The sequence below is a fragment of the Azospirillum baldaniorum genome (assembly GCF_003119195.2).
GTDB classification, from domain to species: domain Bacteria; phylum Pseudomonadota; class Alphaproteobacteria; order Azospirillales; family Azospirillaceae; genus Azospirillum; species Azospirillum baldaniorum.
On the sequence record NZ_CP022254.1, the window covers coordinates 1,751,659 to 1,776,336 of the forward strand.

The 24,678-nt window shown below is 67.0% G+C and carries 18 protein-coding genes and 4 pseudogenes; 6 read left to right on the plus strand and 16 right to left on the minus strand.

The window, feature by feature from the left end; genetic code table 11:
- Nucleotides 1-10 precede the first annotated feature (10 nt).
- From Sp245p_RS22255 to Sp245p_RS22305, 10 genes are all read right to left on the minus strand, one after another.
- On the minus strand, nt 11-1,186 hold the full coding sequence (locus tag Sp245p_RS22255) for a zinc-dependent alcohol dehydrogenase (protein WP_014198503.1): 1,176 nt from the start codon (nt 1,184-1,186) through the stop codon (nt 11-13).
- Nucleotides 1,187-1,358: 172 nt separating this feature from the next.
- Nucleotides 1,359-3,596 (minus strand): PAS domain S-box protein, encoded by a 2,238-nt coding sequence (locus Sp245p_RS22260; protein WP_014198504.1) that lies wholly within the window; start codon nt 3,594-3,596, stop codon nt 1,359-1,361.
- A gap of 1,976 nt (nt 3,597-5,572) precedes the next feature.
- Complete coding sequence (locus Sp245p_RS22270) at nt 5,573-6,568, minus strand: MDR family oxidoreductase (RefSeq protein WP_014198507.1); 996 nt, start codon at nt 6,566-6,568, stop codon at nt 5,573-5,575.
- 76 nt (nt 6,569-6,644) lie between these two features.
- Nucleotides 6,645-8,240 (minus strand): AMP-binding protein, encoded by a 1,596-nt coding sequence (locus Sp245p_RS22275; protein WP_014198508.1) that lies wholly within the window; start codon nt 8,238-8,240, stop codon nt 6,645-6,647.
- Nucleotides 8,241-8,365: 125 nt separating this feature from the next.
- Complete coding sequence (locus Sp245p_RS22280) at nt 8,366-9,622, minus strand: ABC transporter substrate-binding protein (protein ID WP_014198509.1); 1,257 nt, start codon at nt 9,620-9,622, stop codon at nt 8,366-8,368.
- 54 nt (nt 9,623-9,676) lie between these two features.
- Nucleotides 9,677-10,378 carry an ABC transporter ATP-binding protein gene (locus tag Sp245p_RS22285; RefSeq protein ID WP_014198510.1) on the minus strand — a complete coding sequence of 234 codons (702 nt, stop codon included), beginning with the start codon at nt 10,376-10,378 and terminating at the stop codon, nt 9,677-9,679.
- Nucleotides 10,365-11,087 (minus strand): ABC transporter ATP-binding protein, encoded by a 723-nt coding sequence (locus tag Sp245p_RS22290; RefSeq protein ID WP_014198511.1) that lies wholly within the window; start codon nt 11,085-11,087, stop codon nt 10,365-10,367. The genes Sp245p_RS22285 and Sp245p_RS22290 overlap by 14 nt, the downstream gene beginning before the upstream one ends.
- Complete coding sequence (locus Sp245p_RS22295) at nt 11,080-12,132, minus strand: branched-chain amino acid ABC transporter permease (RefSeq protein ID WP_014198512.1); 1,053 nt, start codon at nt 12,130-12,132, stop codon at nt 11,080-11,082. Before Sp245p_RS22295 ends, Sp245p_RS22290 begins: the two co-directional genes overlap by 8 nt.
- Before the next feature lie 3 nt (nt 12,133-12,135).
- Complete coding sequence (locus Sp245p_RS22300) at nt 12,136-13,020, minus strand: branched-chain amino acid ABC transporter permease (protein WP_014198513.1); 885 nt, start codon at nt 13,018-13,020, stop codon at nt 12,136-12,138.
- 4 nt (nt 13,021-13,024) lie between these two features.
- Nucleotides 13,025-13,894, minus strand: coding sequence for a MaoC family dehydratase (locus tag Sp245p_RS22305; RefSeq protein WP_014198514.1), 870 nt, complete (start codon nt 13,892-13,894; stop codon nt 13,025-13,027).
- Nucleotides 13,895-14,106: 212 nt separating this feature from the next.
- Here Sp245p_RS22305 and Sp245p_RS22310 point away from each other — a divergent pair, with 212 nt between their 5' ends.
- Nucleotides 14,107-14,754, plus strand: coding sequence for a TetR/AcrR family transcriptional regulator (locus tag Sp245p_RS22310; protein ID WP_041812457.1), 648 nt, complete (start codon nt 14,107-14,109; stop codon nt 14,752-14,754).
- Nucleotides 14,755-14,829: 75 nt separating this feature from the next.
- Here the strand turns inward: Sp245p_RS22310 and Sp245p_RS22315 are convergent, their stop codons facing one another.
- A complete protein-coding gene (locus tag Sp245p_RS22315) occupies nt 14,830-15,759 on the minus strand; it encodes a LysR family transcriptional regulator (RefSeq protein WP_014198516.1) in 930 nt (309 codons plus the stop codon).
- Nucleotides 15,760-15,883: 124 nt separating this feature from the next.
- On the opposite strand from Sp245p_RS22315, the gene Sp245p_RS22320 reads away from it, so the two are divergent.
- Together Sp245p_RS22320 and Sp245p_RS22325 are read left to right on the plus strand one after the other, a co-directional pair.
- On the plus strand, nt 15,884-17,074 hold the full coding sequence (locus Sp245p_RS22320; RefSeq protein WP_014198517.1) for a serine hydrolase domain-containing protein: 1,191 nt from the start codon (nt 15,884-15,886) through the stop codon (nt 17,072-17,074).
- A 115-nt stretch (nt 17,075-17,189) separates the two neighbouring features.
- The gene (locus Sp245p_RS22325) at nt 17,190-18,401 is read left to right on the plus strand and encodes an MFS transporter (RefSeq protein WP_014198519.1); all 1,212 of its coding nucleotides are present in this window, start codon (nt 17,190-17,192) and stop codon (nt 18,399-18,401) included.
- Between the two features lie 43 nt (nt 18,402-18,444).
- On the opposite strand, the gene Sp245p_RS22330 is transcribed toward Sp245p_RS22325, so the two are convergent.
- The 4 genes and pseudogenes from Sp245p_RS22330 to Sp245p_RS22345 form a co-directional block, all read right to left on the minus strand.
- The gene (locus tag Sp245p_RS22330; protein ID WP_014198520.1) at nt 18,445-20,049 is read right to left on the minus strand and encodes a gamma-glutamyltransferase family protein; all 1,605 of its coding nucleotides are present in this window, start codon (nt 20,047-20,049) and stop codon (nt 18,445-18,447) included.
- 55 nt (nt 20,050-20,104) lie between these two features.
- Nucleotides 20,105-21,142 (minus strand): ABC transporter substrate-binding protein, encoded by a 1,038-nt coding sequence (locus Sp245p_RS22335; protein ID WP_014198521.1) that lies wholly within the window; start codon nt 21,140-21,142, stop codon nt 20,105-20,107.
- A 26-nt stretch (nt 21,143-21,168) separates the two neighbouring features.
- A pseudogene (locus Sp245p_RS22340) lies at nt 21,169-21,941 on the minus strand (ABC transporter permease).
- Between the two features lie 3 nt (nt 21,942-21,944).
- Nucleotides 21,945-22,786, minus strand: a pseudogene (locus tag Sp245p_RS22345) (ABC transporter ATP-binding protein).
- A 233-nt stretch (nt 22,787-23,019) separates the two neighbouring features.
- Here Sp245p_RS22345 and Sp245p_RS22350 point away from each other — a divergent pair.
- Entirely contained in the window at nt 23,020-23,556 is a 537-nt protein-coding gene (locus Sp245p_RS22350) for a GntR family transcriptional regulator (RefSeq protein WP_425458901.1), read from the plus strand.
- A complete protein-coding gene (locus Sp245p_RS36550; protein ID WP_425458902.1) occupies nt 23,553-23,720 on the plus strand; it encodes a hypothetical protein in 168 nt (55 codons plus the stop codon). Before Sp245p_RS22350 ends, Sp245p_RS36550 begins: the two co-directional genes overlap by 4 nt.
- Before the next feature lie 46 nt (nt 23,721-23,766).
- Here the strand turns inward: Sp245p_RS36550 and Sp245p_RS22355 are convergent.
- Nucleotides 23,767-24,164, minus strand: a pseudogene (locus Sp245p_RS22355) (nuclear transport factor 2 family protein).
- A gap of 79 nt (nt 24,165-24,243) precedes the next feature.
- Here Sp245p_RS22355 and Sp245p_RS22360 point away from each other — a divergent pair.
- Nucleotides 24,244-24,678, plus strand: a pseudogene (locus Sp245p_RS22360) (amidohydrolase family protein); the annotation flags it as partial.

Sequence of the window (24,678 nt, forward strand, 5' to 3'; positions counted from 1 at the left end):
TCCCCGGTCTTTAGGGTTTCAGGACGACCTTGACGCAGCTGTCCTGCTTGTCGCGGAACACCTTGTACATCTCGGGTCCCTCATCGAGGCTCACGGTGTGGGTGACGACGAACGATGGATCGATCTGCCCCTCCTCGATGCGGCGCAGGAGGTCGTCGGTCCAACGGTTGACGTGCGTCTGGCCCGTCCGGATGGTCAGTCCCTTGTTCATCAGCTGGCCCATCGGGATCTTGTCGACCAGCCCGCCATAGACGCCCGGGATCGAGATAACCCCGGCCGGGCGGCAGACGTAGATCATCTCGCGAAGGACGTGCGGCCGGTCGCTTTCGGCGCCGAGCATCTGCTTGGCGCGGTCGTAGACCGTGTCCGGCATGGACGGCGAGACATGGGCTTCCATGCCGATGGCGTCGATGCACTTCTCCGGGCCCAAACCACCGGTGAGTTCGTTCAGGCGCTCGACCACGCTCTCTTCGTCGAAGTTGATGGTGATGGCGCCACCGGCTTCCGCCATTTCCAGGCGCTCCGGCAGATGATCGATGGCGATCACCTGCTTGGCGCCGAGGAGGACGGCGCTGCGGATCGCCATCTGACCGACGGGACCGCAGCCCCAGATCGCAACGGTGTCGGTCGGTTGGATGTCGCACTGGACGGCGGCCTGCCAGCCGGTCGGGAAGATGTCTCCGAGGAAGAGAACCTTCTCGTCCGGGATCCCATCCGGCACCTTGATGTGCGTCGCATCGGCGAAGGGGACGCGGAGATATTCGGCCTGTCCGCCCGGATAGCCGCCGGTGAGATGCGTGTAGCCGAACAGGCCCGCGGTCGGGTGGCCGAAGACCTTGTCGGCGAGATACTTCTTGCGGTTGGTGGCCTCGCACACCGAGAAATTGCCGCGTTTGCACTGGTCGCACTCGCCGCAGATGATCGTGAACGGAACCACCACCCGGTCGCCGACCTTGAGCTTGTGCTTGGCCTCCGGCCCGACCTCGACGACCTCCCCCATCATCTCATGCCCCATGATGTCGCCGGGCAGCATCGCCGGGATGAAGTTGTGGAACAGGTGCAGGTCCGAGCCGCAAATGGCGCAGCTTGTCACCTTGACGATGGCGTCGCGCGGCTGCTCGAGTTCGGGGTCAGTGACGGTGTCGCACCGGATGTCTTCCTTGCCATGCCAAACCAAGGCTCGCATACTTTCCTCCTTCATCCTGCCAAGATGCAGAGGCCTGCGCTTCCGGAAGTGCTTCGGACCGAAGAGCCTGTCTCTGCGGGGGTGGTCTGTCGGATTGAAAGCCTCAAAACCTGAGCGAGCCTCACCGCGTTCCTAGGGATGGTTCCTCAGGGAACCTCCGCGCCAGGGGCGTCTAACCTCCATCACCTGACCGCCGCGGCGCCTGCACACCCGCCGATGCGGCAATCCGCACCGCGTCCGGTACGGTCTTGGCGCCAAGCCGCTGCATGACATGCGCCCGATGGGTCTCCACCGTGCGCGGGCTGATGCCGATGTCCCGTCCGATCTGCTTGTTCGTCTGGCCAGCGAGGATGCCGGCCAACACCTCCCGTTCCCGCTCCGACATCTCGGCCATGCGAGCCCGGGCCCAGCCGGCCTCGTGGTCGGCCTCCTCAGTCTGACGAATGTCGGCCGCCGCTGATGCGACGGCGGCGAGCAGGGTGTCGGTACGATAAGGCAACGGCAGGAAATCCACCGCGCCGGCCTTCATCACGTGCACTCCGAAGGTTACATCGCCTCCGGCATCACCCAGAACGATCACCGGCAGGCCGATCCGCCGAGCCTTGAGTTCTCTCGGGACGGCAAGGCCGCCCGCGTCAGGGTGCTGGATGTCGAGCACGACGCAGCCCGACACCAGGGCGGGTGCCGACTCCAGAAAGGCTTTGCCGGAAGGGAAGGCTCTGACGTCATAGCCGGCCTCCCGGAGCACGCGGGAGAGGATCTCGCGCGAGGTCGCGTCTGCGTCGACGATGTACACGAAGCGCCCTTCATGGCGCGTGATGTCCTGGGCGATGCCGCCGGTGCGCCGGACCCGGCCCTGTTCGTCCCGGATGGGGAAGAAGGTGTTGCGGATCCAACGCAACGCTCCGTCGGTTCGGGTGATGCGGAATTCCTCCACGGAGACCACACCGAGCGCGGTCCTGCCGAAAGCCTCGACGACGCGGGCGCGGTCATCGGGATGAACGACAGCGATCCACCGGCTCATGTCCTGCCGGAATGCGTTTTGCGCTGTCCCGAAGACCGTCTCGAAGACCGGATTGAGATATTCAAGCGTCCGGTCCCCCGCGTTGGCGATCCAGAACGCGTTCGTGGAATGCGCCGCGAACTCGCGGAAGCGCTCCTCGGCCCGCTTCTCACGGTCGATGTCCTGCACCACGAAGACCGCCCCCAGCCTCTCGCGGGCGGCGTTGAGGAAGGGCGCAGCGCTCACGCGCGTCCACGCCTCCCGCCCATCCGGCAGGGTGAAGATGAAGTCGATCCCGGGAACGACCGTTTCGCCCCGCAACGCCCGCGCGCCTGGATAGTCCGAGGGGCTGAGAGGCTGGCCCTCGGGAGTGTAGGCCCGCCAATGCCCGGCTTGTTTCGGGCTTCTGGAGGGGATGTTGGCGAGGGTGTATTGCTGAAGCATCTGGTTGCCCAGCGTGATGTTCCCCTCCCGGTCGGCGAGCCCCACACCGACCGGCAGCTGGTCCAGGATCGCCAAGAGCCGGGCCTCGCTCTCACGCAACGCCGCCTCGGCCCGCTTGCGCTCCGTTATCTCAAGCGCAGCCCCGGTGAAGCACACCGGCCGGCCATTTTCGAAGGTGGTCCGGCCATGGGTGGAGACCCAGCGCTCGACCCCGTCCTCAATCCCGATGACGCGATAGTCGATGTGGTAGACACCGTCGCCCGTGGGATCCACACAATGGGCCAGCGCGGCTTCGACCCGGGCCCGGTCCTCAGGATGAATGCCGAACATCCAGACATCCAGGGAGACCGGTGTATCCGGGGACAGGCCCCACATGGCCCTCAGGCGAGCATCCCAGTCCAGCGCACCGGTTGCCGGATCCCACGTGTAGGGTGAGACATCGACGAGATCGATGGCGGCCTGGAGCCGCGCCTCGCTCTGGCGCAGTGCCGCCTCGGCGTGGACACGCTGTGTGGTCTCATGGACCGTGCACAGGACACCGCCAACCCCGCCCGTCTCATCACGAATGGGGCTGTAGGCGAACGAGAACCACGTCGCCTCGGGATGGCCGCGGCGCACGAGCGTCAGCGGCAGGTCCTCGAAATAGCTGGCTTCGCCGTGCATGGCCCGCTCGGTGATCGGACCGATGGTGTCCCACACCTCCGACCAGACCTCGGGGAACGGCCGCCCGAGGCCGTTCGGTTTGTCACTCATGATCGGAATGTAGGCATCGTTGTAGAAGCTCGTCAGTTCCGGCCCCCAGGCCAAGTAGGTGGGGAAGGCGGAGTTCAGCATGATGCTCAAGGCGGTGCGGAGCGACTGTGGCCAAGTCTCTGCCGGCCCGAGGGGCGTGGCCGTCCAGTCGTGGGTTCGCACGCATTGGCCCATGATGCCGCCGCCGGGAAAGCCGTCCGCCGCGCTCACGTCATGTCCTCCGTGGAGGCGTCCGGGCGTCGCAAGGAACTGTCCGCTCATGCATTTTCCCGGTTGGTTCGTGGTGATAGGGTGTCGCTCCACACCGGGCAGACGGGGGCGCGGCGCCGATCACGAAGCCGCGATTGGTCGTCGGATCGTTGATTCCATAGGGGATCGCCTGACCGATGGCATCCTGCGGGCACTCTTGCGCCAGAAGGCCTTCGGCCGTCCGGCACCAAGCACGGCCGGTGTTTTTTGTCGTTGATGATCAACTTACATTTTTTACATCATCACTGATGATGGGCCCGCCGGCGGCTTGGAAGTGCGCATCACGTTCGCGAGGCGAATGCCGGGCTTCCGTGCGTCGAGCGTTGCCCTTCGGCAGGAAGCCGAACCGGCGCACCAGACACGCCATCGTCGGTCGGCTCGCCGGGTATCCGGCCACGGCGAAGGCAGCGCTCAGGTGCTGCAGGCAACGGCGCTTGGCCTCCGCGCGCCGGCCAGCGGGGTTGCCGGCCCGGCAGCGCGGAGAGCCACGCGCATGGACAACGGAGGACATCGGCAACTCCCGTCACCGCCGACGGAACAAGCCATCAATCCCTCCAACCCGCGGTTTGGCCAAATGGTTCCTTGGCGTGCCCCAGCCCGCGGTTTTCTTAGACCTCGACATGATCGCGGCATCCTGGGCCGTTCGGCCGATCACGGCTGATCCATGCCTTGCGTCCTTCCCACCGGAGCGCGCTTCCTCGCTCACCTCGTCGGCGACCGCTTTGGGGCCGAGGGTGATGGCCCCACATGATGGCTCCACATAAGGCACCATCAGGCCGAAACGGTGGCGATGCGCACCGTCCCCATAGGGTGGGTTGGGCCCGTCCTGGCGCCCTCGGGGTGGCGGTCGCGCTCGCCGGCTACGTTGGACGGTCAAATGGTGGAAAAGCGCCGGATGGCGAATGGGGATGATCGACGATCAGCGCATAACTGCGGGTGCCGGCGAGGGCATCTCACCATTCCAGCGGTGGCGAGATGGTATCGCCATCCGCCGTGTGCCTCGACGGGATCGTCTGCCCCTTCGGGAAGGCCGGGGCTGTATCAAGCGAATGCCATGCTACCGGTCCCTCGTGTTCTCGCCGCGTGATGCGTCTCGTTCCTGCGGCTGATCCGGAACCTCGCTGCGGACAGCCTGCCGTTGCTGGAGGTCGGAGGGGGGCTTCACCTCGGCGGAGGCACCCGGTGCCTCACGCAGCCATTCTCGCTTCACGCAAACGCCCATTGCTATCTCCCAAACGTGCCTGTTGACGGAGATCCTCCGGCCCACCGCGGGTGGTGAGCCGGAGGTCAGCGGTCGAGCTTTCCGCCGCTGGAAGGGTCTTCAGCGGCGGTGTGCAGACTATGCTTCGACGATGATCGTCACCCTCGACGGCGCGGCAGGAGGCTTGAGGAACGTCGGGATCGACGCCATCGGCCAAGGGCGCCCGCTGCACACAAGCTCCCCTACATTCACACCACGAAGTGTCGTGCCGGATCGCGGTCGACCATTCGGCGTGTGCCTAAGGAGGATCCCTTACCAAAAGGCCTTAACGATGCCACACGACAAGCGCGTCCAGGATGGCGCCGGCGTGTTTCACTTTCGGCGGGGTGGGATGCAAACTTCCAATCGCACGCTCCCGTCGCACATGCCCTCAAGAGGACGGAGTCGGAAAGCGCACTCGCCCAGCGCTCGTCTCTCTCCTCCGTGGCGTTGCCCAGGGCGCGCGCACGGCGCCGCTGCTGGCTGCTGGCGGATCGTTGATCAGCGCCGTCGCCGGGCATTCAGGTGCGCGAGCGGTTGTCGCTCATGCGGTTCCTCAAGGCGCTGGTGACGGCGGGAGGAGACGAGGGGCCGATAAGGGTATTAAGAGTGAAAGATGTTTTTGATCTGATTCTCTGGCCGGTGGCGGCGGCCACCCGGAGCGGAAGGGCGGCCGCCACGACAAGGTGCTGCCTCCTCAGCCGCGAACGTCGATGACGACGCGGCCGCGGATCTGACCGGCCAGGATTCGGCTTGCCAGTTCGGGCAGCGCGTCGAAAGGCTGCACCTCGTACATCGTCTTCAGCGCGTTCCGGTCCAGGTCGCGGGCCAGCCGTGTCCAGGCGGCGTCGCGGCGGTCCTGCGGGGCCATGACGGAATCGACGCCCAGCAGCGCGACGTTGCGCAGGATGTGCGGCAGGACCGTTCCCGGAAGATCGGAGGAGCCGGCCAAACCGCAAGCGGCGATGGCACCGCCCCAGACCGTCTGCGACAGCGCGTTGACCAGCGTCTGCCCGCCCACGGAGTCGACGCCGCCGGCCCAGCGCTCCTTCTGCAAGGGGGCGCCCTTCTCCTGGAGGGCGGTGCGGTCGATGAATCCGCTGGCACCGAGGCCGCGCAGATAATCGTGTGTCTCCGGCCGGCCGGTGGAGGCGACCACCGGATAGCCGCGCTTGGCGAGCAGCGCCACCGCGACCGAACCGACACCGCCGGCGGCACCGGTGACCAGGACCTCCTTGCCGCCCGGCTGGACCGCGCCCCACCGCTCCAGCGCGTCCACGCACAGCGCGGCGGTGTAGCCGGCGGTGCCGATGCCCATCGCCTCTTCCAGCGAGAAGGCGTCCGGCAACCGGACCAGCCACTCGGGCTTCAGACGCTGGAAACGGGTGTAGCCGCCCCACTGGGTTTCCGACAGGCCCCAGCCGTTGGCCACCACCCTGTCGCCGGGTTTCCAGGCCGGGGAGCGGGATTCAACCACGGTGCCAGCGAGGTCGATGCCGGCGACCATCGGCAGCTTGCGGGCGATGCGCCCCTTGCCGCTGACCGCGAGCCCATCCTTGTAGTTGACGGTGGAGTAGGCGACCTCGACCAGCACGTCGTTGTCCGGCAGGTCGGCGAGGGTGAGTTGCTTGAAGCCACCCTTGGGCTTGCCGTCCACGTCTTCGATCACAAAGGCATTGAAAGTTTCGGCCATGGTTCGGTCCCTAGTTTTGCAGCGACGGGAATCGTTGCGGGAATTGTTGAACGCCGGAGGCGCTGCGCGCGGCGCGTCAGCCGCCCGCGGAGAACGCCAGCTGCGCCTGCTCCTTCAGCTTGCCGCGCTGGATTTTCTCTCCGTTGGGGCTCATCGCCGTCGGGAACTGGTCCACCACGACGAAACGCGCCGGAATCTTGAAATCGGCAAGCGCCGTGCCGACACGGTCGCGCAGGGCGGCCTCGTCGAGGTTGGCGCCCTCGCGCAGGCGCAGGAAGGCGACAGGCTTGTTGCCGCGCTCGGTTGCCGCCTCGACGACCACGGCGGTCTCCACGTTGGCGTCGCGCTGCAGCACCGCCTCGATCTCCGCCGGATCGACCAGGAAGCCGCCGAGGCGGAGGACGTCGCCGCTGCGGCCCTTGAAGATGAAGCTGCCATCCACCCGCATCGTCGCCAGATCGCCGGTGATGAAGAAGCCGTCCTCGGTGAAGGCGTCGCGGGTCGCTTCGGGATTGCCGAAATACGCGCAGAACAGCGTGTCCGACGCGATCTCCAGGCTGCCGATCCCGCCCGGCGGCAGGACGTGCCCGGTGGCGGTGTCACGCACCCGGACCCGCGCCTTGGGATTGACCGGATGGCCGCCGGACAGCTTGCGCAGTCCGATCGGGGCGTTCGGCGCCTGCCGCGAGAAGAACGAGAAGATCTCGCTCATCCCGAAGCCGTTGGTCATCGGCACGCCGCGCCGCTCCGCTTCTTCCGGGAACAGGGCCAGGGTCGGGTTGAAGGAGGCGATCAGGCAGTCCCGCAGGGACGGAAACGGCTTGTCCTCCGGGCAGACGTCGAGCAGCCGTTTGAAGAGGTCGTCCGGTCCGTTCAGGTGGGTGATCGACCGTGACCGGATCAGGTCGCGGGCTTCCTCCGGCTCGAACAGGCTCATCAGCGTGACGGACGCAGCGCCGGCGAGGGTGGCGGCGAACTGCGAGAAGCCGAACACGCCGCAGAACGGGATGGCTTGCAGCAGATGGGCGTCGGCGGCGTCATAGCCGAAGGCGGCCGCCACCTGCGCGGCGTGGTGGGCGACGGCGCCCTGGCGGTGCAGGGCGAATTTGGGAAGGCCGGTGGTGCCCGACGTCGGAAAGATGATGCAGGGAAGCTCCGGTGCGGCGGCGCTTTCGCCGGCCGCCTCGGCCAGCAGGTCGCGGTGATGGACAACCCGCACACCCGGCAGCGGGAAGCCGGACCGCCCGTCGTCTTCGCACAGGACGGCCAGACGCAGCGACGCCATCGTGGCCGGGTCGAGTTCGCCCAGCATGGTCAGGAAGGGGATGTTCTTGAAGCCGGGCCAGACGACGATGGCCGACGCGCCGGTGCGGCTGACGATGGATTCGACCTCGGCCCGGCGGAAGCGCGTGTTCACCGAGACGGCGATGGCCCCGATGTGCAGGCAGGCGAAGAACAGGTCGAGATACGGGATGCCGTTGGGCAGCCAGAAGGCGACCCGGTCGCCCGGACCCACGCCGAGCCCCCGGAGCGCCGACGCGCAGCGCAGGCTGCGGTCCAGCAGATCCCCGTAAGACAGGGAATGCTCGTTCCATCGGACGCGCGCGCCGGGCGCCGTCGCGGCGGCGTGGCGCAACTGGTCGATGGGGGTGACGGTGAAGGGGGGAGCCATGTGCGTCATCACGGTCCTGTCGGCATCCGATGAGCGGTTGGAAAGAAGGGGTGGGGAAGGAGGGCGTCCCCTCCGTCCCAGGAAAGGAGAAGGGAACGCCCCGTCGGGCCGACAGCCCGGCGCCGTTACCGGTCGCTCCACTTGGGCAGGGGAACCTTGCGCATCTCGGCGTTGGCGGCGCTCTGCGGCCATACGACCTGCAGCTTGCCGTCCTGCCACTGCATGACCGAGATCAGCGCCCGGCTGTTCTGGCCGGCTTCCTTCTCGCCGATCTGGTTCAGCTTCACCCCGGCCCCGGTCAGCAGGCTGCCGTCCGGCAGGTCGGTGGCGTAGGCGGCCTTGCGCAGCGCCGCCAGATCGGTCGAGCCCGCGCGCGGGATGACGTCCGTGAACAGGGTCCAGAAGCCGCCGAAGGCGATCAGGCCCAGCGGGCCCGGATCGCGCTTCTCCTTGGCGCGGAAGCCTTCGATGAACTCCGCGTACAGCTTCTGCGTCGCCTCCGGCAGGTTGGAGACGTTCGGCGAGGCCGGAGCGTCCACGTCGAAGATGCCGTCGGCGCTGGCGCCCGTCGCGGCGAGGAAGTCGGGCAGGGCGTAGCCGGTGCCGATGCCGATCATGGCCGGAATGTGGAGGTCCAGTTCGCGGACCTGGCGCCAGAACAGGGCGGCGTCGTTCAGGTACGAGGTCGCGATGACCGCGTCGGGCTTGGCCGCCTTCAGGCTGAGCACCAGGGACGACAGATCGTTCACCGTGCGGCTGTAGCGCTCATTGGCGACCAGCTGCATGCCGAGGGCCTTCGTCTGGTTCGCAGCCGCGTCGCCGACCGACTGGCCGAACTCCGAATCCTCGGAGATCACGGCGATCCGCAGATCCTTCGGGTCCTTGCCCAGCTTGCCGGCGATGTCCTTGGCGAAGTCCGCCGCCGTCTGGCCCATCATCGACGCGTTGAAGGTCAGGCGGATGGTGTTCTTGTACTTGCGCTGGGTGATCTTGTCGGCGACGGCGATGGTCTCCCAATACAGGGCGCCCTCGCGCTCCGCCACCTCGCTGGCGGCCAGGGCCAGCGAACTGGCGTAGCTGCCGGCGATCACCGGCACCTTCTCGCGCACGATCAGCCGGGTCGCCTCGGCGTTGGCGGCGGTCGGGGCCGGCGCATCGGCGACGGCGTAGGTCACCGGACGGCCGAGCACGCCACCGCGCTTGTTGATCATGTCGCGGGCGACTTCGGCGGCCTGATAGGCCTCGTTGCCGATCAGCGCCATCGGGCCGGACAGCGGGAACAGGACGCCGATCTTCAGCGGATCGGCGGCCTGGGACGGAACTGCGGCCCCGGCCGCCGCCGCGGCGATGGCTGCCGCGGCGAGGATGGATTTCAAGCTCATGATGTTTTTCCTCCCATTGTGTTTTGTATCGTCGCGCCGTTGCCAACCCGCGGATCAGCCGCCGAGATAGGCTTCCTTCAGGCGCGGGTCGGTCAGCAGGTCGGCCGCCGGGCCGGACAGGACGATGTGGCCGTTCTCCAGCACATAGCCCCGGTCCGACATGGCGAGCGAATGCTTCACATTCTGTTCGACCAGCAGAATGGTGATGCCGGTTTCCTTGATGCTGCGGACCAGCTTGAAGACGACGTCGACCATGATCGGCGCCAAGCCCAGCGTCGGTTCGTCGAACATGATGGCGCGCGGCTTCGCCATCAGCGCGCGGCCGATGGCGCACATTTGCTGCTCACCGCCGCTCATCGACCCGGCGAGCTGGCCCGAGCGCTCCCGCAGCCGGGGCATCAGGTCGAAGACCTTCTCAAGACTTTCCGCACGGTGGGCGCGGGCGTGCGGAGCGAAGGCGCCGAGTTCCAGATTCTCCCGCACCGTCATGAAGGGGAACAGCCGCCGGCCCTCCGGCACCTGGACCAGTCCGTGCCGGGCGATCGCGTGCGGCGGCAGGGTGCCGATGTCCTGGTCGAAGAAGGACACCCGTCCGTACCGTTCGACCGTGCCGGAAATGGCGTTCAGCAGCGTGGTCTTTCCCGCCGCGTTGGCGCCGACGACCGAGACCACCTCGCCTTCCAGGACGTCGAGATCGATTCCATGGAGCGTCTGGATCTCGCCATAGAAGGCATCGAGCTTTCTAACCGTGAGCACCGAAGTCCTCCCCCAGATAGGCTTGGATCACCGCCTTGTCGTTCAGCACGTCGACCGGCAGCCCCTCGGCCAGCTTGCTGCCGTGGTTCATGACCACGATCCGGTCGCTGACCGCCGTGATGACGCGCATCAGATGTTCGATGATCAGGATGCTGATGCCGTGCGCGCGGATGGCCTCGATCAGCACGATGGCCTTCTCCACCTCCGACGGATTGAGGCCCGCCATGACCTCGTCCAGCAGCAGCACCTTTGGGCGGGTCGCCAGCGCGCGGGAGATTTCCAGGCGCTTGCGGCCGGGCAGCGGCAGGCTCGCGGCCGGCATGTCGCGGCGGTCGGCCAGCCCGGTCAGGACCAGCGCCTCCTCGGCGATGCGGCGGGCCTCGGCGATGTTGTGCGTCTGGTTGATCGCGCCGACCACCACGTTGTCGAGCACCGACAGCCCGCCGAACGGCTTCACGATCTGATAGGTGCGGGCCAGCCCGGCGCGGCAGACCTGGTGCGCCTTCAGGCCGGTGATGCTCCTGCCCTCCAGCAGGACCTGCCCCTCCGTCGGCGGAAAGGCCCCGGCGATGCAGTTGAACAGCGTCGTCTTGCCGGCCCCGTTGGGACCGATCAGGCCGAGGATCTCGCCCTTGCCGATGCTGAGATGGACATCGTTGACGGCGCGGAGGCCGCCGAACTGCTTGCTGATACCCCGGACTTCAAGCATGGCGGCTCTCCTCGCGGACCGGACGGCGACGGGTGGACCCGCCGAACGCCCCGCGCAGGCGCCGGGCGGTGGCGCGCGGTGCGCGGATGGCGCTCATCAGGCCCTGCGGCAGGACGATGACCATCACGATGAGGAGCGCGCCGTAGACGAGCAGGTACAGGCCCTGAAGGCTGCCGGCGAACTCCGCGCGGAGATACTCGCTGAGCGGAACGATGAGCACCGCGCCCAGGACGGGGCCGAGCGGCGTGCCCATGCCGCCGATGATGGCGATCAGCGCGATCTCCACCGAGAAGCCGATGCTGAGCACGGTGGACGGCTCGATCAGCAGGATGTAGTTGGCGTAGAGCGTGCCGGCGATGGCGCTGAGGAAGGCCGACAGACCGATGGAGAACAGCTTGGCCCGCACGGTGTCGACGCCCAGCGCCTCGGCCGCCTCCTCGTTCTCGCGCATGGCCGCCAGGGCGTAGCCGATCCAGGAGCGCTCCAGCACATAGGTGATCAGAAGCACGATCAGAAGCGCCGCCATCATGATGTAGACGTACCAGAGCCGGTCGGAAAACATCATGTTGGCAAAGCTCGGGTCGAACGGCAGGGACAGCCCTTCCGCCCCGCCGGTGAAGGAGCGCCAGTTGACGATGGCGATGCGCAGCACCTCGGCGAAGGCGATGGAGGCCAGCGCGAAGAACGGCCCCTGAAGGCGCAGGGTCAGCGCGCCGATCAGCGTCGCGAAGGCCACGGCCGCCCCCGCCCCGACGAACATGCCGATCCAGGGCGACAGGCCGAAATGCATGTAGAGCAGCGTCGATCCGTAGGCGCCAAGCCCGAAGAACGCGGCGTGGCCCAGCGAGAATTGCCCGGCATAGCCGCCGGCGATGTTCCAGGCGGCGGCGGCCAGCGCCCAGAACAGAACCTTCCAGACGAAGTGCAGCGTGTAGGAATCGGCGGCGATCAACGGCAGCGCCACCAGGACCGCGACCATCGCCAGGGACAGCAGCAGGCCCTTGCGGGTCGGCCGGTAGGGAGCCAGGAGGGACGTCAGCGTCATGGATCAGGCCCCCAGCTTTTCGGAGCCGCGCTGACCGAACAGCCCGGCGGGGCGGAGCAGAAGCACCGCCAGGAAGACGAGAAAGTAAGCCATCTGGCGCATCTCGGAACCGATGAAGAAACCGCTCAGCGTCTCGATCAGGCCGATCGCCAGGCCGCCGATCAGGGCGCCCGCGATGCTGCCCAGACCGCCGAGCACGACCACCACGAAGGCGATCAGCACGAGGTTGATGCCGACCGTCGGATAGACCGGGAACATCGGCGCCAGCAGGGCGCCGGTCAGCCCGGCGCAGGCGGTGCCGAGACCGAAGGTGAACAGGTCGATCCCCTTCACGTCGATGCTCATCAGCGACGCCGACCGCCGGTCCTGCGCGACCGCGCGCATCGCCTTGCCGGTGTAGGAGGTTTTCAGGAACAGATAGATGACGGCGACCACCGCCATCGCGACCGCGAAGGCGATCAGCAGCGGCGCCGGCAGGGCGATGTCGCCGATCCGCAGCACCTTGCCGGCGAACACCGACGCGGTGGTGCGGAAATCGCCGCCGAAGATCATCAGCGTGACGTTCTGCAGGACCAGCCCCAGCCCGACGGTGGCGAAGATCTGCGCCACCTGCGGCGCGCCCTGGATCGGTCGGATGATCGCCCAGGACAGGAACAGGCCGAACAGGAACATCAGCGGCGTCACGATCAGCAGGACGAGGTAGGAGTCCAGACCGCTCCAGCTGTTCAGCACATAGGTCAGGTACATGCCGACCATGACGAAGTCGCCATGGGCGAAGTTCTTGATGCGGGAGACGCCGAAGATCAGCGTCAGACCGATCGAAATCAGCGCGTAAATGCCGCCGAGCAGGAGGCCGGACACCACGAGTTGGACGATGATGGCCGACATGGCGTCATCCCCCTGCCGGAGTCTGTGATGACGCCGGGTCGTAGGACAGCGACCTCACCCGCATGTCCGCCGTGACCTTGCCTTCGTCGTTGCGGCTCTGCGCCATCTCCAGGGCACCGTCGGAGGAGCGGCGGACCCACAGGCTGGCGTGGGAGTCCCAGAAGACCGGGCGCAGGTAACGCACCTCGACGTCGAAGGCGGTCGGCGGGCGCTCATCCGCCAGAACGGACAACAGCCAGACCGCCGTCATGATTCCCTGGGCCAGCGGGGCGCGGAAGCCGTGGCTGCGCGCGAATTCCTCGTCGAAGTGGATGTCGTTGCCGACGTCCTGGGAGAAGACACGGACCTTGTCGGGCGTCACCTGCTTCTCGCGCAGCAGGGTCCAGCCATCGGCCGGGAACTCCGCCCGTCGGGGCATTCGCGGCGCGTCGCCGGACGCCTGCGTCGTCCGTCCCGGCGGATCGGCGAGGAGGCCGGTCAGTTCGGTCTCGATGCAGACGCGGCCTTCGCCGTCGGTCAGGTGGTAGAGTTCGGTGACGCTGTGGCCCTTTCTCACCCGGTGCAGGTCGCGGACCCAGCCGGTCACGGTCAGCGGTTCCCCGACCCTGGACGGCCGGAGCTGGCGATAGACCTGCGAAAAGAACACGTAGCCGTCGATGTCGAGGCCGCTGGCGACCATCGAGTCGAAGCAGTCCAACCCGAACAGGCCGGCTTCGTACCGGTCGCCGTAAAGGGCGGGATCGACGTCGGCTGCGGTCAGGCGTTCCGTCTGGTAGGCCGCGGAATGGGCGACGCTGCGCGACGGGTATTTGAATCCCGGCGGCGCCCAGCGCGCACGCTCGGCACGCGGCGACCTGTTCGTCGCGTTGTCCATGCTTTCCCCCCAATCCCGATTCATGATTGTTGGGTCAATAATCAGATTCGCGGATCGACGTGTCAACTCCTAAGACGGCTTTTCAACCTGAAAGTCAAATCGATGCCCCGGGGGTTGATCGGGGCTTGATCGGAACGCCTGGTTGTGTTCCAAGGGAAGGGCGCTGGTGGGGCGGGTCACGGTACATCGCAAAGGCTGAGGCAACGGACGACATGGCACGCTGGAACAAATCTGTCCTCAACCCTGAGCAGCAAAGAAACCTCAAGCTTGAGGTTCTTTATAAAGTTGCCGCCGCGGCCTTCCGTCGAAACGGCTATCACGGAACATCTTTGGTCGATATTGCCGATATCCTCGGAGTATCCAAGGCCACGCTCTATTATTACGTCAAGAACAAGCAGGATCTGCTTTTTCAATGCCATCTTGCTGCAGCCGACCAAGCGCTGGAGACCATCTGCACCGACCCGTCACTGAACGGTCTTGAGCGGTTGCGGCGCAGCCTCGTCGCTTACGTCATCTCGATCATCGGCGAGGACAGCTTCAGCGTCGTCATCCTGGAGGAGCGGTCGCTCAGCGACGAACAGTTGCGGGTGGTGATCGAGAAGCGCGATGCCTTCGAGCGCCGTTTGCAGGACGTCGTGCGCGCCGGGGTGACGGATGGCAGCATCCTGCGCTGCGATCCGAAATTCGCCGTCTTCTCCGTCCTGGGGGCCGCAAACTGGGTGACGAAATGGCATCGGCCCGAGGGGGCCTGGACCATCGACGAGATCGCGCAGGCGTCGGCGGCTCTCCTGTGCCGCGGGCTGGCGGCCGAGCCGGTGCCCGGCTACCCGAGCAATCGGCTGTACGGAGACCAACCCTAACGCTTTGAGCGGAATCGACCGTCGGCCGACGGTGGTCGAGGCCCCGCACGAGGTCGCTTCGGGAACGCCGAGCCCTCAGCTCCGGGGCTGGTCTTCGGGCCTGGGCGCCTTGCTCCTCGTCGTCGGGAACACCCTGGCGCAGAGGAAGTCCACCAGCGCCCGAACCTTCGGCGAGGGGTGCTTGCTTGCCGGCCACAGCACGTGGAAGAGGCCGGTGCGTTCCACATGATCGGTCAGGATCGGCACCAACCGTCCATCGGCCAAGGGCTCGCGGATGGCGAAGTCCGGCAGGAAGGCGATTCCCAGCCCTTGCAGCGCGAAGCACACGCGAGTCTCGATGTTGTTGCAGATCATCGAGGTGGGCAGTTGCAGTTCAGGCTCGCCGGGGGTTTGCCGCAGCGCCCAGACCTCCAGCTTGCCGCTGTTGGGAAAGCGGTAGTGCAGGCAGGTTTGCTGCAGCAGATCGGCGGGGGTTCGCGGTACGCCCCGCCGCGCCAGGTAATCCGGCGAGGCGACCAGATGCATCTGGAAGCTGCCAAGCCGACGTGCCGACAGCCGTGAGTCGGCCGGCTCGCCCGTGCGCACCACGGCGTCGAAGCCCTCCTCGATGACATCCACCATGCGGTCGGTGAAATCCAGGTCCAGTTCTATCGCGGGATAGGCGCGCATGAACTCGCCGAGCACCGGCAGCATCAGCGAGCTGACCAGCGGCAGGCTCACCCGCAGGCGACCGCGCGGCGCGGCCGTGAGCTGCGACAACTCCAGTTCCGCGGCTTCGATCTCGGCCAGGATGCGACGGCTGCGCTCCAGGAACAGCGTGCCCTCGGCCGTCAACGTGACGCTGCGCGTGCTGCGATGGAACAGCCGCACGCCCAGCTTTTCTTCCAGCCGCGCCACGCTCTTGCCCACAGCCGAAGCCGACACGCCCAGCAGCCGGCCGGCGGCGACGAAGCTGCGGGTCTCGGCGACCTGCACGAACACCATGAAGCCGTTCAGGCTGTCCATGATCGGCATCCCCTGGGTGATTGCGGACTGTTTGTTCCGCACAACAAGGAAATGTAGCCTACTTTTTCTTTAATCGAGAGATTTCTATCGTCGGGGCATTGCCGATCGCATCGAGGCACCAGCCATGACGAACTCACCATTTCCTCTGCATCACGCTGCTCCGTCCACCCATCTGTCCACCCGCATCCAGGCCGTCGTCCAGCAGGCCGTGGACGACCGGAGACTGGTCGGTGCCGTTGTTCTGGTCGCACGTGACGGCGAACTGATCCACCAGCAGGCCGCTGGACTGGCCGACCGCGAAAGCGCGCGGCCGCTGACCGTCGGGACGGTGTTCCGGCTGGCTTCGGTGAGCAAGCCCGTCGTCGCCACCGCCGCGCTGGTCCTGGTGGCGCAGGGGCGGCTCGACCTGGACACCGGCATCGACACCTGGTTGCCCGAGTTCCGTCCCGCGCTGGCCGATGGCCGCCCGGCGCGCATCACGGTGCGACAGTTGCTCAGCCACACGGCCGGTCTCGGTTACCGCTTCCTCGAGACGGACGCAAACGGCCCTTACGCTCTGGCAGGCGTGTCGGATGGCATGGATGCGTCCAGCATCACTCTTGAGGAAAATCTGCGTCGGCTCGCCAGCGTGCCGCTGCTGTACGAGCCGGGCACGGCTTGGGGCTATTCACTGGCAACCGATGTGCTGGGCGCGCTGATCGCGCGAGTCGACGGCACGCCGCTGGACGAGGCCGTGAGGCGGCTGGTGACCGGCCCGCTTGGCATGACCGAAACCGGTTTCGCCGCCCGCGATCCCCGGCGTGTGGCCACCGCCTATGTGAGCGATGCGCCGCAGCCGCACCGGCTGGCCGAGGGCGAGACGGTTTCGCCCTTCGAGGGCGCCGTCGGCATTGCCTACAGCCCGGCCCGCATCTTCGACACGTCGGCTTTCCCGTCGGGTGGCGCCGGCATGGCGGGCACCGCCGGGGACTTTCTGCGCCTGCTGGAAACCTTGCGCCAGGGGGGCGGCGCGCTGCTGCCCGGTGACCTGATCGGGGAAATGGGGCGAGACCAGACCGGCGGGATGGACCTGCCCAATGCCCCGGGCTTCGGCTTCGGCTTGGGCTTTTCGGTGCTGCGCGACCCTCGGCTTGCCGCATCGCCGGAATCGCCGGGCACTTGGCGGTGGGGCGGCGCCTACGGCCATGCCTGGTTCGTGGATCGGGCGCGGGGGCTGAGCGTCGTCGCCTTCACCAACACGCTGTACGAAGGCATGTCCGGCCGCTTCGTCACGGATCTGCGCGACGCTGTCTACGGCGCGCTGGAGGATCGGTGATGACGGCGACACCCGCAAGAATGGCTGCCATCGTGTTTCGCGGCGGCATCACCGGCAAGGAGATCGTCGCGCGGTCCGTCGAGGACGCGGAACGCCGCATGCCGGGGGCTGGACGATGAGGGCCGCCGGCACCGACCGCCTGCCGCTCGCGTCCCTGCTGGCGCTGGCGATGGCGGCTTTCATCACCATCCTGACCGAAGCGCTGCCAGCCGGACTGCTGTCGCAGATGGCGCAGGGTCTGGCGGTGTCCGAGGCCTGGGTCGGCCAGACGGTCACGATCTACGCCATCGGGTCTCTGTTGGCGGCGATACCGCTGACTGTGGCCACGCAGGGCCTGCGCCGTCGCCCGTTGCTGTTGACCGCCATCGCGGGCTTCGTCGTCGCCAACACCGTCACGACGCTTTCCGGCAGCTACGCGCTGACGATGGTGGCGCGCTTCCTGGCGGGGGTGTCGGCCGGGCTGCTGTGGGCGCTGCTGGCCGGGTATGCCGCGCGCATGGTGCCCGAGCGGCAGAAGGGGCGCGCCATCGCCATCGCGATGGTCGGCACACCACTGGCGCTGTCGCTGGGCGTGCCGGCCGGCACCTTCCTCGGCAGCCTGCTGGGGTGGCGGACGTGCTTCGGCCTCATGAGCGCCTTGGCGCTGCTGCTCATGGTGTGGGTGCGCGTGACGGTGCCGGATTTTGCCGGGCAGAGGACGGGCGAGCGGCTTTCGCTGGGGCGTGTCTTCACCCTGGCCGGTGTGCGTCCGGTGCTGTTCGCGGTGCTGGCGTTCGTTCTGGCGCACAACATCCTCTACACCTACATCGCACCGTTCCTGGCGGCGGCGGGCATGGCCGAGCGCACGGATCTGGTGCTGCTGGTGTTCGGCGTCGCCTCGCTGCTGGGCATCTGGATCATCGGCGTGCTGATCGACCGCCATCTGCGCGCGCTCACGCTCGTCAGCACGGCCGTGTTCGCCCTGTCCGCGCTGGCGCTCGGGATGGCGGGTGAGGTGCCGGCCGTGGTGTTCGTGGCGGTGGCCGCCTGGGGCTCGGCCTTCGGCGGTGCGGCGACGTTGTTTCAGACGGCGCTGGCAAAGACGGCGGGAGACGCCGCGGACGTCGCGCAGTCCATGCTGGTCACCACCTGGAACACGGCGATCGCCGGCGGCGGCATCGTTGGGGGCGTGTTGCTCGGACGGCTGGGCGTCGGTGCGTTCGCGCCAACCCTGCTGGTGTTGCTGGCGGCGACGCTGGTGGTGGTGCGGGCGGCTCGGCAGCATGGCTTTCCCGCCCCGGCCGGTGCGGTTGGAAATCCGGTGCGGTTCGATTCCGGACGGTGCTGACTGTCCGGAGGGGGCGCCCCGGGCCGATCCCGTCCACCGACGCTCAACCCGGCCCGGACGGTGAAATGACCGCGGCGTTGCAGGACGAAGGATCTCGGGCTCGAATCGCGTTGCCTTCGCCACGCGGATCGTGGGCGCCGGATACGGTGCCTGCATCGGCGAGGCGGATGGCCCCGGCTTGGCCGAAGATCGGCGACAGGGCGGGAAGGGGCGCCACCTCATGCCCCAGGGCGGCAAGGTTTCCGATCGCGGCCTCGCCCAGGGACGCCTCGATCTTGAGGCTGTCACGGCTGTCGGAGAAGGTCCTTCCCAGAAGGAAGCGGGGCTGGGCAAGCGCCTCCTCAGGCGTCATGCCGTAGTCGATCAAACCGGTGAGCAGCACGGCAAGGGTCTGCGGCTGGCCGTCCGCACCCTGGGTGCCGTAGAGAAGATGAGGCTTCCCATTTTTGAGGGCGATGCCGGGGTTCAGGGTGTAGAAGGGCCGCTTGCCGGGTTTGATCGCGTTGCGGTCGCCGGGAACGGTTGAGAACGCCGCGCCGCGATTCTGCCAGAGGACGCCGGTATCGCCGACCAGGACACCGCTGCCCCAGTCGAAATAGGTGCTCTGCAGAACACTCGCGCAGCGTCCCTGCTCGTCGGTTGCGGCGAAGAAAACCGTGTCGCCATGGCGGTAGGGATGCGGCCAGGGCAGGGCGCGTGCCGGTTCGATGGCCGAGGCTTTGCCGGCCAGACGCCGCGGGTCGAGAAAGTCCCAGGGCAGCAGCTCGGAACCGTCGGGATCGGCGATGAGCGGCCGGTCCAGGAAGGCCTGCTTCACCGCCTCGACCAGCAGGTGATAGCGGAGCGGGCTTGTGGGGGGCAGGGCCGCCAGATCGAAGTGGGAGAGAACGCCCATGATCGCCAGCGTGGAAAGTCCCTGCGTCGGCGCAGGCGGGGCCAGCAGGGTCAGCCCGCGATAGTCCAAGCCGACGGGGGCCTCCTCCCGCGTCCGGGTCGCCGCCAGATCCGCGGCGCCGAGGGGGGAGCCCGCGGCGGCCAGTCCCTCGGCCAGTTGCCGTCCGAGCCGCCCGTCATAGAAGGACCGGCAGCCATCCTCGGCCAGCAGGGAAAGGCTGCGGGCGAGAGCGGGCTGCTTGAAGAACTCGCCGGGGACGACGCTGAAATGATCCGCGAAGCCCTCCCAGTGCGGGATCTCGTCGCGCCGGAAATCGAACCAGAACTGTTGCGAGCGGGTGGGGACATAGCCGTCCCGGGCCTGGGCAACGGCGGGGGCGAGGAGGTCGGCGAAGGGTTCGCTGCCGCCCCATTGTTCGGCGCTGTAGGCGAGCGCTCGCCCCCAGCTGTCGACCGCGCAGGCCGGGGTGACGGTCGAGGCGGGGCCGCGCAGGGGGATCGCAGCCTGATAGGCGGGAAGCCGGCCCGCCGCCTGTCCGATGCCGAGGAAACAGCGTTGCCGCCCCTGCCGGTCCGCCACCAGCCAGATGGCATCGCCGCCGATCCCGCAGAAATGCGGCATGACGACGGACAGGCTGGCGGCGATGGCGACCGCCGCTTCGATGGCGGTGCCGCCCCTCGCCAGAATGGCGGCCCCGGCCTCGGATGCCAGGGGGTGCGGGCTGGTGACCATTCCCGGCCGGGCGACGTTCATCTCTTTCCCCATGCGCAAAGCCCGGCCGCAGTTCCGGCCGGGCTTCGTCCTGCGATCAGTCGGCCTTGTAGGCGAGCTTGCGGTCGGCCGCCGGCGGCAGGAACTGGCGGGTGAAGACCTGCTCCGGCTTGGGCGTGGCGGTCAGCTGGTAGCCTTCGACCATGATGCCGATCGAGCGGGCGAGGCGCGCGTCGTCCACGTCGCCAAGGCCGATCCGGTCGACTTCGGGCGACAGGATGAGTTGCTCGTAGGAGAACTTCATGCGGGCGCGTTCAAGCTCTTCCTTGGCCAGATTGTCGTAGGCAAGGACCGCCTTCAGCCCGGCCTCGGCGTCCGCGCCGATCTCCACAGCTGCCTTGTTGACCGCGCGGACGAGGCCGGCCACGGCGTCCGGGTTCTCCTTGATCAGCTTCTGGGAGACCATCATGCCGTTGGAATAGAGGTCGAGACCGAATTCGCCGAACAGCAGCCAGTTGTAGTCCTTGGCGGGGTCCTGGCGGTTGTTGATCAGGTTGAACCAGCTGGTGATGTTGAAGACCAGGGCGCCGTCGATGTCGCCCTTGATCAGCATCGGCTCCTGCAGGTTCGGCCCCATGTTCTCGATGGCGACCTTGGTCATGTCGACCTTGTTGAGCGTGCCGAGCACGGTGACGAGGCGGGTGGTCGGGGTGCCCTGGGCGCCGCCCAGCTTCTTGCCGACGAGATCGGCGGGCTTGGTGATGTTGGTCGCCTTCTTGGAGACGATCGCGAAGGGCGGCTTGTTCCAGAGCTGATAGACCATGATCGGCACCTCGCCGGGGCGGGTCGCCGCGTTCTGGATGATCGCGTTGATGTCGCCGAAGCCGGCGTCATAAGCCCCCGACATGATGCGGGTCACGGAGGCCGCCGACCCTTCGCCCTGGTCGATGGTGACGTTCAGCCCTTCGGCCTTGAAGTAGCCCTTCTGCTGCGCCAGCAGGAAGGGAGCGTCGGAGCCCTGGGTCTTCCAGCCGAGCGTGAACTTGATGTTGGTTTCGGCCAACGCCGGCGCGCTCAGGCCCGGCCCACTCAGACAAAGGCCGAGCGCAAGCGTCGAGAGAAGCTTTTTCAACATGGGAGGCTCCGTTTCGGGATGAAGGGTCAGGCGGAAGCAAAGCCCTGGCGACGGGTGGCCCAGCCGGTGACGCGCGCCTCGACCAGCGAGAAGGCGACGTAGAGCAGGATGCCCAGCGCGGCGAGCAGGAAGAGGCCGGCGAAGACCAGCGGCACGTCGAAGTTCGAGGAGGCCGTCATCATCACGTTGCCGATGCCCTTGTTGGAGGCGACGGTTTCGGACAGCACGCTGCCGACGAAGGCGAAGGTGACGGCGATCTTCAGCGAGGCGAAGAAGAAAGGCATGGTGCGGGGCAGCCCGACGTTCCAGAGGATGTCGAGCTTGCTGGCGCCGAGCGACTTGAGGACGTCCTCCAGCTCCGGCTCGGTGGTGGCGAGGCCGGTCGCGATGTTGACGACGATCGGGAAGAAGCACATCGCGAGCGCGGTGAGGATGGCCGGTGTCGCACCCGATCCGAACCACAGCACGAAGATCGGCACCACCGCGACCTTGGGGATCGAGGAGAAGCCGATCAGCAGGGGATAGACCGTGTCGTAGGCGGTGCGGGAGACGCCGACGGCCGCCCCGATGACCACCCCGACGGTAACGCCCAGGATGAAGCCGATCATCGTGGTCCAGAGGGTCTGCAGCACATGGGCCAGAGGATGCCGAGGCGGGAAACCAGCGTCGCGAAGACCTGGGTCGGGCGGGGGAGGACCAGATCGGAGACCTGAAGGGCGAGGCAGAGGAACTCCCAGGTTGCGAAGAAGCCGAGGATGAGGATGGCGGCCCAGAGGCGGCGGCGCAGTTCGTAGCTCATGGCTCAGGCTCCGCGGATGGCGGTGTCGGTGCGCGCGTCGATGATGAGGTCGCGCAGGCGCTGGTTGAGGGCGACGAAATCCGCATCGAAGGTCATCTGGATCGTGCGCGGGCGGGGGAAGTCGACGGCGCTGTCATTGATGATGCGGCCGGGGCGGGCGCTCATCACGCAGACGCGCGAGGCGAGGAACCCCGCCTCCTTCAGGTCGTGGGTGATGAGCAGGACGGTGGGTTTGCGCTTCAGCCACAGGGATTGCATCGTCCCCCACAGCTCCTCGCGCGTGAACTGGTCGAGCGCGCCGAACGGCTCGTCGAGCAGCAGCAGGCTCGGTTCATGGATGAGGGCGCGGCAGAGGTTCGCGCGCTGCAGCATCCCGCCGACAGCTGCCAGGGATAATGGCCGGCGAATTTGTCGAGCCCGACATCGGCCAGCAGGGCATGCACGCGGTCGCGGTATTCCGTCTTGCGCTTGGCGCGATAGTCGGAGCGGAAGGGCCGCACGATCTTCAGCGGCAGCATGACGTTCCGCTCGATGGTCAGCCAGGGCAGCATGGTCGGATTCTGGAAGGCCATGCCGATGCGCAGGGCCTTGGCCGCCACCTCGCGCCCGCCGACGAGGACGGCCCCCCGGGTCGGCTGCAGCAGGCCGGCGGTCAGCCGCAGGATCGTCGACTTCCCGCAGCCCGACGGGCCGACCAGGGCGACGAATTCGCCATCGGCGATCCGAAGGTTCGTCTCCTGCAGGGCTGCGAACGACTTGCCCGGCGCGCCGAACGAAACGGCGGCCTGGGAAAGCTCGACGGCGATGGCGGAACGGCCTTGCTGGATGGCTTGGGATGGGGACATGCGGCGCACCTCGTGACGGACTAATCAACTGTATGCAACAGGTGCGCCAAACGTCCTGGCGGGCCGCGCTCCACATCAGACATGACCAGCTTTTGGCGAGGAAAAGTGTGTACAATCATTGCATGCATTTGATTTGTGCAGGGTGAGGAGGCTGTTGCATTCAAATGCGGCACTTGGCGAGTTGAATTCCCGCCTGACCTCCCTTATGCAGAGTGGGTCAGGAGAGGGCGGTGATGGCCGAGGAAAAGCGTTCGAGGAAAACCGGGGGCGACCGTGTCGCGGTGATCTGCACGGCCTTGCGGCGCGCGATCATCGAACGGGCGCTCTCGCCGGGGGACCGGCTGCCGGAGGATTCGCTGGGTGAACGCTTCGGCGTCAGCCGGACCATCGCCCGCAGCGCGCTCGGGCAGTTGGCGGCGGAAGGCCTTGTCGATCTGCGCCGGAACCGCATCGCCGTGGTCGCCGTGCCATCCTTCGAGGACGCACGGGACATCTTCGACATCCGGGTCGATCTCGAGCGTCAGGTCGTCCGGCATCTGGCCGGCAAGCTGACCGAGGCCCAGGTGAAGCAGCTGAGGGCCATCGTCGACGCCGAACATCAGGCCCGGCATGGCACCGAGGGGATTTCATCCGTCTGGCGACGGAATTCCATGTCGGCTGGCGAAATGACCGGCAAGCCCGTTCTGATCCGCTATGTGACGGAGATCTGCTACCGCGCGGACTGTCGCTTGCGGTTTTCAGCCGGCCCCATTCGTCCGAATGCGCGGTGAATGAGCATCTGGAACTGATCGAGGCGATCCGGACCGGCCCCGCGGACAAGGCCTGCGCCCTCATGGACGAGCATTTGGAGGCCGTGGCCGCCCGCGCGCTTCTGCAAAGCTCGGGCGCCAAGAGCCGCGACCTTATGGACATCCTGGCGCCCTACACCGAATAAGGGCGCCAGATATCCCGGTCAGCGCATTCAGGTCAGGGCATTCCGGTCAGCGGGCGCAAGGAAGGTCGAGAATCCACTCGGCGCTGTCGTTCCAGACATCGGTTTCGACGATTAGCCCGTCCCGCACCACGAAACGGTCGACGTAGCGGTTGTTGTCGAAGGGCGTGCCGTCCGGCCAGGCCCCGTACAGGTAGCCGAGGCTGTAGACGATGGTTTCCGTCTCGCCCGGCACCACGTCGTAGCGCTCGATCCGCTTCTTCACCCACTTGTAGCGGGCGGCGTTGAAGCCGGTCGGCCCGCTCGGGTATCGAAAACGCGGTGCCCGGTGAAGCGGCAGATGAAACCCGGGCCACATGCTTCGCCGCGCGCACGGGATCGGGGGGCCATGGACGCATCCAGATAATCCTTCACGGCCTGCAGATCGCGTTCGGTCATCTCGCTCATTGGGAACTCCACAAGTGTGCTCGGTCTGGCATCAAAAGTGCATACTGCTTATGCATGCAAATGTCACGCCGGATCTGAGATGACGCAGAACCAGATTTTCGACCTTCTCCTGCGCAACGCCCGCCTGAGGGAGGGCAAGGACTGCAGGATATCGCGGTCAGGCAGGGACGGATCGCCGCCATCAGCCCAGCCTTGGCCGGTACCGCCGTCGTCGAGGCCGTCGTCGAGGAGGATGCCGGGGCGTCTCGTCCTGCCGGGGCTGGTCGATACGCACATCCATCTCGACAAGTCCTGCCTGCTCTGTCGGTGCAGAGATGCCGGCGGCGGACTCAAGGGGGCAATCGCCGCGGTGTCCCGCCTGAAAAGGGATTTCACGATCGAGGATGTCTATGAGCGCGGCGCCCGCACCCTGGAGCGCGCGATCACGCAAGGCACCATGCATATGCGGACCCATGTGGAACTCGATCCGCTGGTCGGCCTGCGCAGTTTCGAGGCCATGAAGCGGCTCAAGCGG

Bases quoted from the DNA above. Each gene is read 5' to 3' on its own strand.
- Sp245p_RS22255 (WP_014198503.1), bottom strand. From the start codon at position 1,186: ATGCGAGCCTTGGTTTGGCATGGCAAGGAAGACATCCGGTGCGACACC.
- Sp245p_RS22270 (WP_014198507.1), bottom strand. From the start codon at position 6,568: ATGGCCGAAACTTTCAATGCCTTTGTGATCGAAGACGTGGACGGCAAG.
- Sp245p_RS22275 (WP_014198508.1), bottom strand. From the start codon at position 8,240: ATGGCTCCCCCCTTCACCGTCACCCCCATCGACCAGTTGCGCCACGCC.
- Sp245p_RS22280 (WP_014198509.1), bottom strand. From the start codon at position 9,622: ATGAGCTTGAAATCCATCCTCGCCGCGGCAGCCATCGCCGCGGCGGCG.
- Sp245p_RS22290 (WP_014198511.1), bottom strand. From the start codon at position 11,087: ATGCTTGAAGTCCGGGGTATCAGCAAGCAGTTCGGCGGCCTCCGCGCC.
- Sp245p_RS22295 (WP_014198512.1), bottom strand. From the start codon at position 12,132: ATGACGCTGACGTCCCTCCTGGCTCCCTACCGGCCGACCCGCAAGGGC.
- Sp245p_RS22300 (WP_014198513.1), bottom strand. From the start codon at position 13,020: ATGTCGGCCATCATCGTCCAACTCGTGGTGTCCGGCCTCCTGCTCGGC.
- Sp245p_RS22305 (WP_014198514.1), bottom strand. From the start codon at position 13,894: ATGGACAACGCGACGAACAGGTCGCCGCGTGCCGAGCGTGCGCGCTGG.
- Sp245p_RS22310 (WP_041812457.1), top strand. From the start codon at position 14,107: ATGGCACGCTGGAACAAATCTGTCCTCAACCCTGAGCAGCAAAGAAAC.
- Sp245p_RS22315 (WP_014198516.1), bottom strand. From the start codon at position 15,759: ATGGACAGCCTGAACGGCTTCATGGTGTTCGTGCAGGTCGCCGAGACC.
- Sp245p_RS22320 (WP_014198517.1), top strand. From the start codon at position 15,884: ATGACGAACTCACCATTTCCTCTGCATCACGCTGCTCCGTCCACCCAT.
- Sp245p_RS22325 (WP_014198519.1), top strand. From the start codon at position 17,190: ATGAGGGCCGCCGGCACCGACCGCCTGCCGCTCGCGTCCCTGCTGGCG.
- Sp245p_RS22330 (WP_014198520.1), bottom strand. From the start codon at position 20,049: ATGAACGTCGCCCGGCCGGGAATGGTCACCAGCCCGCACCCCCTGGCA.
- Sp245p_RS22335 (WP_014198521.1), bottom strand. From the start codon at position 21,142: ATGTTGAAAAAGCTTCTCTCGACGCTTGCGCTCGGCCTTTGTCTGAGT.
- Sp245p_RS22350 (WP_425458901.1), top strand. From the start codon at position 23,020: ATGGCCGAGGAAAAGCGTTCGAGGAAAACCGGGGGCGACCGTGTCGCG.